The organism is Mucilaginibacter sp. P4_D1, assembly GCF_056401935.1.
Genome location: NZ_JBFUIJ010000088.1, coordinates 1 through 9,427, shown reverse-complemented (window position 1 = coordinate 9,427; position 9,427 = coordinate 1). Strand labels below are relative to the sequence as shown.

General features: G+C 42.7%; 7 protein-coding genes. 6 read left to right on the top strand and 1 reads right to left on the bottom strand.

Going from position 1 to position 9,427, the window contains the following annotated elements; all coding sequences use genetic code 11:
• The first annotated feature begins 767 nt into the window (after positions 1-767).
• On the top strand, positions 768-992 hold the full coding sequence (locus AC1DV1_RS30770) for a hypothetical protein (RefSeq protein ID WP_477368505.1): 225 nt from the start codon (positions 768-770) through the stop codon (positions 990-992).
• 394 nt (positions 993-1,386) lie between these two features.
• Complete coding sequence (locus AC1DV1_RS30765; RefSeq protein WP_477368502.1) at positions 1,387-1,704, top strand: hypothetical protein; 318 nt, start codon at positions 1,387-1,389, stop codon at positions 1,702-1,704.
• 84 nt (positions 1,705-1,788) lie between these two features.
• Here AC1DV1_RS30765 and AC1DV1_RS30760 read toward each other — a convergent pair whose 3' ends face one another.
• Positions 1,789-2,682: an SMP-30/gluconolactonase/LRE family protein gene (locus AC1DV1_RS30760; RefSeq protein ID WP_477368499.1), complete on the bottom strand. Its 894-nt coding sequence runs from the start codon at positions 2,680-2,682 to the stop codon at positions 1,789-1,791.
• A gap of 226 nt (positions 2,683-2,908) precedes the next feature.
• On the opposite strand from AC1DV1_RS30760, the gene lysS reads away from it, so the two are divergent.
• From lysS to guaB, 4 genes are all read left to right on the top strand, one after another.
• On the top strand, positions 2,909-4,630 hold the full coding sequence (gene lysS / locus AC1DV1_RS30755) for a lysine--tRNA ligase (protein WP_477368496.1): 1,722 nt from the start codon (positions 2,909-2,911) through the stop codon (positions 4,628-4,630).
• Between the two features lie 214 nt (positions 4,631-4,844).
• On the top strand, positions 4,845-6,125 hold the full coding sequence (locus AC1DV1_RS30750) for a M16 family metallopeptidase (RefSeq protein ID WP_477368493.1): 1,281 nt from the start codon (positions 4,845-4,847) through the stop codon (positions 6,123-6,125).
• Positions 6,126-6,304: 179 nt separating this feature from the next.
• Positions 6,305-7,588 (top strand): M16 family metallopeptidase, encoded by a 1,284-nt coding sequence (locus AC1DV1_RS30745; RefSeq protein WP_477368489.1) that lies wholly within the window; start codon positions 6,305-6,307, stop codon positions 7,586-7,588.
• Between the two features lie 194 nt (positions 7,589-7,782).
• The gene (gene guaB / locus AC1DV1_RS30740; RefSeq protein WP_477368486.1) at positions 7,783-9,255 is read left to right on the top strand and encodes an IMP dehydrogenase; all 1,473 of its coding nucleotides are present in this window, start codon (positions 7,783-7,785) and stop codon (positions 9,253-9,255) included.
• The last annotated feature ends 172 nt before the right edge of the window (positions 9,256-9,427 follow it).

The window sequence follows — 9,427 nt, the reverse complement described above, 5'->3', positions numbered from 1 at the left end:
GATCATAGTGTTTGAAAACAGGTTGTCTGATTGCCATATCTCATATATCTATACTTTAAATATATGAAAATCAGATTGTTAAAACAAATAAAACCATAGATAACTAATTGATTTTATAGCAATAAACCATTAATAATAAAAAAGAGGCTGATCATGATTTATGATACAGCCTCTTTGTTGTGTTCGACAGGGCAAAATTTTCCCAATTCGATGCAGTTAGTAGTTCATTAAGAACTATTTGTGCTGCTTAAAGTACAAAAGCATGCTGCCTTGAAGCAGGGTTATTACAGTTTTTTATCTGATAAAGACGTGGTTTTTAATAAATCACGTCAAAATCTGCAAAAGTCATCAACATAACCAACAAATACTCAAAATATTTTAATCGTAGGGCACTATTGGTATTATTATTGCGTTAAATGAACATATTGATATACAGGCAAATAATGTGTTTAAATGACAATTATTTATTTATCAATATCGCAGTTAAACTGTTATTATATTATTAAATTGTTAATAGTTGACTTTTTTACTTAAAATATTTGCAAAATAAAAGATGTGTTGTATATTTGCAGTGTAGTATTTGTAAGGCGCTGAACGGCAGCACCAGAAGGTTCGAGACCTCCCTTACAGCTCTTCTCATAATTTAGGTTTATAATTGGTTAGAACGCGCCCCTGCCCATCAGAGGGCGCTTCTTGTTTCTAATGGTTTTTAATTATAAATCCGCATCTTCTTGATTGCTTTTGGAATAATCTTTAAATTTGGTAACATGACTGTACAATATATTTCTGACAAAAAAGGACAAGTTACCGCTGTTCAGGTCCCTATCAAAGAATGGGAGATGATAAAAAGCAAATATCCTGACGTGGATAATATAGATAATCAAATACCTCAATGGCATAAGGATTTGATAGATGCCCGACTTGAGTCCTTGAAAAATAATCCCAATGATATTCATCCAATTGAAACCTTGTTTGACGAGTTGGATAAATAAAAATGAAATATAGTTTATCGTATTTCGGTATTGTAAAGGCAGATCTGATTTAAGCAAGAGAAGGGTATAAAAATCAGAAAGCTGGCTTGGAAAAAGAATTTGAACGGGAAGTAAAACAAAGTATAAGCAGACTGCAAAAAAATCCCCTTTGATACGAAATTAAGTATCAGAACATAAGGACAGCTTTTACCGACGTGTTTCCTTTCGCAATACATTTCATGGTTGATCAACCGGCAAGAAAAGTTGTCATTATTGCAATCGTTCGTCAAACCCGTAACCCTTCTCTCGGAATAGATAGAAGTAGGAACGGCTGATTTTATACTCCAACCAAGTTTGCCCTTATAGCCAAACAAAACACAGCCTCTTTTTGTAATACTATGAAATTTCTTAGCTTATGAAAAATCCGGTCTACGCAGATTTAAAGCACGCCGACGGCAGTTCACGAAACATTATCATCGAACCGGTATTGGAACATGATCTTGCCGATACGGGTGTATATAAAATTTATAAAACTTCGGTCGACAATGAGTCAATGCTGTTTACGGAAGAAATGGAGATTGATGGCGATGGCCCCACTTTAGCCGATGAGGATAATCCGGATTATTTAGGCGTAATCTATTTTCCACAGTCGGGTCCGTGGCACTACGAAGGTGATTTGCTCAGCAACGGCGAGCAGCAGCAAATTATATCTATATTACAACAGAAAGCATAGTACTTTAATATATAGTCGAAAGCCCTAAATTTCAAGTCAAAAGAACTAAATCCGGCTTAAGACTCACGGCTTAAGACTTCCGACTTAATTGGTCCCTTTTACTTTCATCTGAAACGTATACACCGCCTTTGACGCAGTTATAAATAATACATCCCGGTTTTTACCGCTGAAACAAATGTTGGCCGTCCAGGGTTCATCAATATCAATGTGGCCAATTTTTTCGCCTTTTGCATTAAAAATGGTAACGCCTTTGCCGGTAAGGTATATGTCGCCCAGTTCGTCAATCGTCATCCCGTCTGATCCCTGCGAGGTAAAAAGCATTTTATCGCTTAATGAGCCGTCTTTATTGATATCATAGCGATAGGTTTTGTTATCGCCTATATCGGCTACAAAAAGATGTTTGCCATCGGCAGTGCCTACTATACCATTCGGCTGCTTAAATTTATCGTCAACCATAACCGCTTCGTGTTTGCCTTTGGCCAGGTAATAAAGCTTTTGGCCGTCAAGTTGGGGCTTTTTGTGTGTCCAATAGTCGCGTTGATAATAGGGGTCGGTAATATACAGCCCGCCATCGGGCCTTACCCAAACGTCATTTGGTCCGTTAAATATTTGCCCTTTATAGCCGGTAAGCAATACTTCTATTTTTCCTTTGGGGCTGATAGACCAAAGTTCATTTTTGCCATCGGCACAGCTGATCAGGTTACCTTTGCTGTCAAAATCCATCCCGTTACTGCGGCCGGCGCTATCCATAAAAACAGATAGTTTGCCATCTGTGCTATACTTCCAGATCTTGTTGTTGGGCTGATCTGTAAAAAATACATTACCTTTTTTGTCAACCGCCGGTCCCTCGGTAAACGAGAATTGTTTGGCAATTAACACAGCTTTGGTGCCGGCGTTGTAAAGGTTGGTGGTATCCTGCGCAAATGCGCTATAGGATAATGTTAATAAGCACGAAATTAACAACGGTAGTTTTTTCACGATATCAGATAATTGGTTTGCTAATGTATGTTGTTTTTGAGTTAGAAAAAAGGTTTTCGTTGTAGAGACGCAATATTTTGCGTCTCCGATATTCAAATCAATCATGCAAATTGAGTTCTGCAAATTTCCTCATCTGGCAGGAGACGCAAAATATTGCGTCTCTACGGTCTTACAAAACCATTAAAAACGCTATTTTTGCACCTTTATTAAAAATACCGTTCAAAACATGAGTATTGCACTATCCGAGCAGGAAATTATCCGCCGCGAATCTTTACAAAAATTAAGGGAACTGGGCATAAACCCGTACCCCGCCGAAGCATTTGATGTTAACGCCTGGGCACAGGATATTACCGATAATTTTGCAATAAAACCCGAGGCCTACCAAAATGTAGTTATTGCAGGCCGTATCATGACCCGTCGTATTATGGGCAACGCATCGTTTGCCGAGATCCAGGATTCAACCGGCCGTATCCAGGTATACCTGAAACGCGATGATATTTGCCCCGATGAGGATAAAACTTTATACAACACCGTATTTAAAAAACTGCTTGACATAGGCGATTACATAGGCATTAAAGGCTATGTGTTTTTAACGCAAACAGGCGAGATTTCGGTCCACGTTCGCGAATTGATTGTGCTTTCCAAATCGCTTAAACCGCTACCGGTTGTTAAGCGGGAGGACGACGGAACCATTCATGATGGCTTTACAGACCCTGAGTTGCGTTACCGCCAGCGTTATGTTGATTTAACGGTTAATCCGGCCTACAAACAAATATTCATCAACCGGTCCAAAGTAATCAGCAGCATGCGTAATTATTTTAACGCGCAGGGGTGGATGGAGGTTGAAACTCCCATACTGCAGCCGGTGCATGGCGGTGCAGCGGCTCGTCCGTTTGCTACACATCATAATACGCTGGATATGCCATTGTTTTTGCGCATAGCCAATGAGCTTTACCTGAAACGCCTTATTGTTGCTGGTTTTGATGGTGTATATGAGTTTGGTAAAATGTTCCGTAACGAGGGTATGGACCGTACCCATAACCCGGAATTTACTGCCATGGAAATTTATGTAGCCTATAAAGACTATATATGGATGATGGCCATGGTTGAAGAATGTTTAGAAACCGTTGCCAAAGCTGTTCATGGTATTCCCGTGGTGCAGGTGGGCAGCAACGAAATCAACTTTGCCGGTCCGTACGAAAAATTATCCATGTACGATTCTATCCTGAAATATACAGGGATAGATGTATCGGCTATGGATGAAGCCGCTTTGCGCGCTACCTGTGCCGAACTGAAAATAGAAGTTAACCCAACTATGGGCAAAGGCAAGCTGATTGACGAGATCTTCAGCGCCAAGGTTGAGCATAACTTGATCCAGCCAACTTACATTACCGATTACCCAATCGAAATGACCCCGCTTGCCAAAAAACATCGTACCAAAGATGGCCTGGTAGAGCGTTTTGAGCTGTTTGTAAATGGTAAAGAAATAGCCAACGCCTACTCGGAGTTAAATGACCCGATTGACCAGCGCGAGCGCTTAGAGGAGCAGTTGATACTTGCGGGCAGGGGCGATGATGAAGCCATGGCCATGGACGACGACTTTTTACGCGCCCTGGAATACGGTATGCCGCCAACATCGGGCCTTGGTATTGGTATCGACAGGTTGGTGATGCTGATGACCAACCAGAGCACCATCCAGGAAGTATTGTTCTTCCCGCAGATGCGCCCCGAGAAAAAAGCCAAAGTTGTTACAGCCGAAGATTTTATAAACATTGGCGTACCTGTCGAGTGGGTGCCCGTGTTAAATAAAATGGGTTTTAACACCGTAGAAGAACTAAAAGCCGGCAACCCCAACAAAGTATTTAACGACCTTGGCGGTATGCGTAAAAAATTAAAACTGGACATTACCATGCCCACAAAAGAAGTGGTGATGGCCTGGTTTGAATAATATACAAGAAAACTAACGTTACCTTTACCACGATCGCGAAGTGCCTTATTCAAAGGAAATTCGCGGTCGTTTTTTTATCAGTTAACGGTGCCTTTTGTACCCGCTGCTGCGTGCCCGTTTTCTTCCATCTTGATTCTTGACTCTTAATTCTTGACTCTCCTCCCCGATTGTCGTCAAAAGTTTTACATTTGCTTTGTTAAAATAAGAACTATCCATGGTTAAATTCAACCGGTTTACACTGGATAATGGCCTCCGGGTTATTGTTCATGAAGATAATACCACGCCTATGGCAGTGCTCAACATTCTGTATGATGTTGGTGCACGCGACGAAGATCCCGAGCAAACCGGCTTTGCTCATTTGTTTGAACACCTGATGTTCGGCGGATCTGTAAATATTCCCAGCTACGATGAGCCACTGCAAAGGGTAGGGGGCGAAAACAATGCTTTTACCAGTAACGATATCACAAACTATTACATCACCCTGCCATCGGCCAATATCGAAACAGCATTTTGGCTGGAGAGCGACCGCATGTTAAACCTCGCTTTTAGCGAGAAAAGCCTTGAGGTGCAGCGCAACGTGGTAATAGAGGAGTTTAAGCAGCGTTACCTTAACCAGCCTTACGGCGATGTTTGGCTAAAGCTGCGCCCGTTGGTTTATAAACAGCACGCGTACCGTTGGGCTACCATTGGTAAAACCATCAAGCACATCGAGGATGCCAAAATTGAGGATGTGAAAGCATTCTTTAAAAAACATTATAACCCGCAAAATGCCATTATGGTAGTTGGGGGCAATATCACAACCGAAGAGGTGAAAAAACTCTCCGAAAAATGGTTTGGCCCAATCCCCGCCGGCGATAAATACACACGCAACCTGCCGCAGGAGCCCGAACAGCATGACGAACGCCGCGAAACGGTTACCGCCAAAGTACCGTTGAACGATGTGTACATCGCCTTCCAGATGGGAGCAAGGCTGGATGATGATTATTACCCGGTGGAACTACTGAGCGATATCCTTTCGCGTGGGCACTCCTCACGTTTGTACCGCAGTTTGGTGCAGGATAAGCAAATTTTTAGCGAGGTACATGCCTATATTACCGGCAGCCTGGATAAAGGTATGTTTGTGTTAGAGGGAAAACCCCTGGAAAACGTTAGCATTGAGCAGGCCGAAGCCGCGTTTTGGGATGAGTTGGAAAAAGTAAAAGCCACCGATATCCCGGCTGATGAATTAACCAAGGTGCAAAACAAAACCGAATCGACCATGGTGTTTTCTGAAATGTCGCTGTTGGATAAAGCCATGAACCTGGCCTCGTTTGAGTTGCTGGGCGATGCCGACCTGCTGAACCAGGAAACCGCCAAATACCTGGCAGTAACCCCTGCGCAGATCAAAGAAGCTGCCAACAAGATATTCAGGAAAGATAATTCATCAACGCTGATATACCTGGCCGAGAAAGCAGAAGTTTCTGAATCAGAAGTTTTCACGGCGAGTTTATCTTGATGGAGTTCAAGAAAGCTACGCTGTTTTCAGAATTAGAGAATTAACAGAATTGGAGTTTGTCTGAACCTGAATTCGTCGAATTAAGGAATTTTTTGAATTTATTTCTTCTTAATTCCGGCCATTCTTTAATTCGACGAATTCAGGTTCAGAAAAGAACCAATGACTAATGACACCGACCAATGACCACAATAGATAGAACATTAGCCCCCGATTTTAAGGCTATCGATAATATAAACCTGATACGCCCCGCGCATAAAAAGCTCGATAACGGCTGTAATATATTTTGCTTTAACTCCGGCGACCAGGAATTGGTACGTATAGAATGGATTTTTGGCAACCTGCGTTTTAACCCGGCGCTGCCGCTGTTAAACATGGCCGTAAATACCATGCTTACCGAAGGTACCAGCACGCTAACAGCGGCCCAGATTGCCGATAAGGTTGATTTTTACGGTGCCTTTTTGCAGGTTGAATACGGGTACGAAAACTCGCAGGTTGTATTGTACAGCCTTAACAAGCACCTGCACCATACCTTGCCCGTTATTGTTGATATTTTAACCAACTCAACCTTCCCCGAGAAGGAATTGGAAACCTTTAAACGCAACCAGCAGCAAAAACTACAGGTTAGCCTGCAAAAAAATGATGTTGTTGGCCGCCGCAATTTTAACAAGGCCGTTTATGGCGATACCATATACGGGGTGGGTGCAAGCTTTGATAATTATAAAGCCCTACAGCGCGATGAATTGGCTGCGCATTATAAAGAGCAATACCAGCCATCAAATTGCACCATTATTATTTCAGGTAAAATTGAACCGGAAACTTTAACGCTTATTACGGATACCTTTGATAAAGGCTGGGTTAACGGCGATAAACCCGCCGATACTACCCAACCGGAAATTGTACCGGCTACAGAGTTGTTTTACTTTACTGAAAAGCCCGAAGCCTTGCAATCAGCTATTAGGATAGGTACACCAATGATTAACCGCAACCATCCGGATTTTCAGCAATTGCAGGTATTGAATACGGTTTTGGGTGGCTATTTCGGGTCGAGGTTGATGGCCAACATCCGCGAGGATAAAGGTTACACGTATGGTATTGGCTCGGGCTTGGGCTCATTTAAGCAAGGCGGATCATTCTTTGTAGCCACCGAGGTTGGTGCAGATGTTTGCAAACCAGCCCTTGCCGAAATTGAAAAGGAAATCAATATCCTGAAAACCGAACTGATCCCCGACGAGGAGCTTTCATTGGTACGCAACTACATGTTAGGTTCGCTGTTAGGCAGCCTGGAGAATGTGTTTTCGCATGCCGATAAATTCAAGAGCATCTATTTTGCCGGTTTGGACTATGATTATTACGATAGGTATGCCGCCACCGTAAAAAGTGTCGACTCGGCAAGGTTATTGGAATTAGCCAATAAATATTTCCACTTTGATCGTTTCTATAAAGTGATAGTGGGCAAGTATTAATTTTTGATTTGGGATTTCGGATGTTCGATTTCGGATTTCGGTCTTTAATTCCGAAATCGAACATCCGAAATTCGAAATTTCCCCAAATATCACAGAAAGGCAATTTTTAAATAATTCCGAAATCTCAATTCCGAAATCCGAAATAAAAAGTTAGCTTTGCCCGGCAAATAATAACTCCAAAATAATTATTTGCTATGCAGTTAGACCCATCTAAATTTGTTGCCGAAGGATTAACTTACGACGACGTTTTACTACTCCCCGCTTATTCAGAAGTATTACCGCGCGATGTTAACACCAGCAGCTGGTTAACAAAAAACATCCGTTTAAACATTCCCATTATTTCGGCAGCTATGGATACTGTTACCGAATCTGGCCTGGCTATTGCCATTGCCCAGGCGGGTGGTATAGGTATGCTGCATAAAAATATGACCATACAGGCCCAGGCCGATGAAGTTCGTAAAGTTAAACGATCTGAAAGCGGCATGATCCAGGATCCTGTTACTTTGCTGGAAGATGCCCTGCTTGCAGATGCATTCCAGATCATGAAGGAGTTTAGCATCGGTGGTATCCCGGTAATTGATGCCGATCATCGCCTTAAAGGTATTATCACCAACCGCGATCTGCGTTTCCAAAAAGATATGAGCGTTCCCGTTAGCTCGGTAATGACCAAAATCAACCTGATCACGGCTCCCGAAGGCACTACACTTACCGAAGCTGCAGCGATACTGCAAAGCAATAAAATTGAAAAGTTACCGGTTGTAAATACCAATGGTAAGCTGGTAGGCTTAATTACATACAAAGACATTCAGAAGGTTAAAAACTTCCCCAATGCCTGTAAAGACGAGTTTGGTCGCCTGCGTGTAGGCGCCGCCGTAGGCGTTGCTGCCGACAATATCGACCGCGTAACCGCCCTGGTAAATGCCGGTGTTGATGTGGTTACTGTTGATACAGCCCACGGCCACAGCAAAGGGGTTATTGATATGGTGAAAGCTATTAAAGCTTTGCATCCAAACCTGCAGGTTATTGCCGGTAACATTGCCACAGGCGATGCGGCTATTGCCCTTGCAGATGCTGGCGCCGATGCCGTTAAAGTAGGTATTGGTCCGGGTTCAATTTGTACTACCCGTATTATTGCAGGTGTGGGTGTACCACAGCTATACGCCGTTTACGAGTGTGCTAAAGCATTAGAAGGCCGTGGCATCCCGGTTATTGCCGATGGTGGTATCAAACAAACCGGCGACATTGTAAAGGCTATTGCAGCCGGTGCAAGCTCTATCATGGCAGGCTCACTGTTTGCAGGTGTGGAAGAATCACCGGGCGAAACTATTATATATGAAGGCCGTAAGTTTAAATCGTACCGCGGTATGGGTTCGGTTGAGGCCATGGCAAAAGGATCGAAGGACCGTTATTTCCAGGACGAAACCGATGTGGTAACTAAACTGGTACCTGAAGGCATTGTAGGCCGTGTGCCATTTAAAGGCAACATGGGCGAAGTAATATTCCAGTACATTGGCGGTTTACGCGCCGGCATGCACTACTGTGGTGCCGCCAATATAGAAGATCTGCAACGCGCCAAATTTGTACGCATAACCGCAGCCGGCATGCGCGAAAGCCACCCGCACGATATTACCATTACTAAGGAGGCTCCTAATTACACAAGCAGGTAAGCAATTATTGAATTATTGAATGACTGAATTATTGAATTTTATTCACAGTCATTCAATAATTAAAAAACTAAAGAAGCCCCTAATTACACAAGCAGGTAAGCAATTATTGAATTATTGAATGACTGAATTATTGAATTTTATTCACAGTCATTCAATAATTAAAAAACTAAAG

What these genes read in the sequence shown, in the direction of transcription:
- AC1DV1_RS30765 (WP_477368502.1), top strand. Translation starts at nt 1,387, where the DNA reads ATGAAAAATCCGGTCTACGCAGATTTAAAGCACGCCGACGGCAGTTCA.
- AC1DV1_RS30750 (WP_477368493.1), top strand. Translation starts at nt 4,845, where the DNA reads ATGGTTAAATTCAACCGGTTTACACTGGATAATGGCCTCCGGGTTATT.
- guaB (WP_477368486.1), top strand. Translation starts at nt 7,783, where the DNA reads ATGCAGTTAGACCCATCTAAATTTGTTGCCGAAGGATTAACTTACGAC.
- AC1DV1_RS30745 (WP_477368489.1), top strand. Translation starts at nt 6,305, where the DNA reads ATGACCACAATAGATAGAACATTAGCCCCCGATTTTAAGGCTATCGAT.
- AC1DV1_RS30770 (WP_477368505.1), top strand. Translation starts at nt 768, where the DNA reads ATGACTGTACAATATATTTCTGACAAAAAAGGACAAGTTACCGCTGTT.
- lysS (WP_477368496.1), top strand. Translation starts at nt 2,909, where the DNA reads ATGAGTATTGCACTATCCGAGCAGGAAATTATCCGCCGCGAATCTTTA.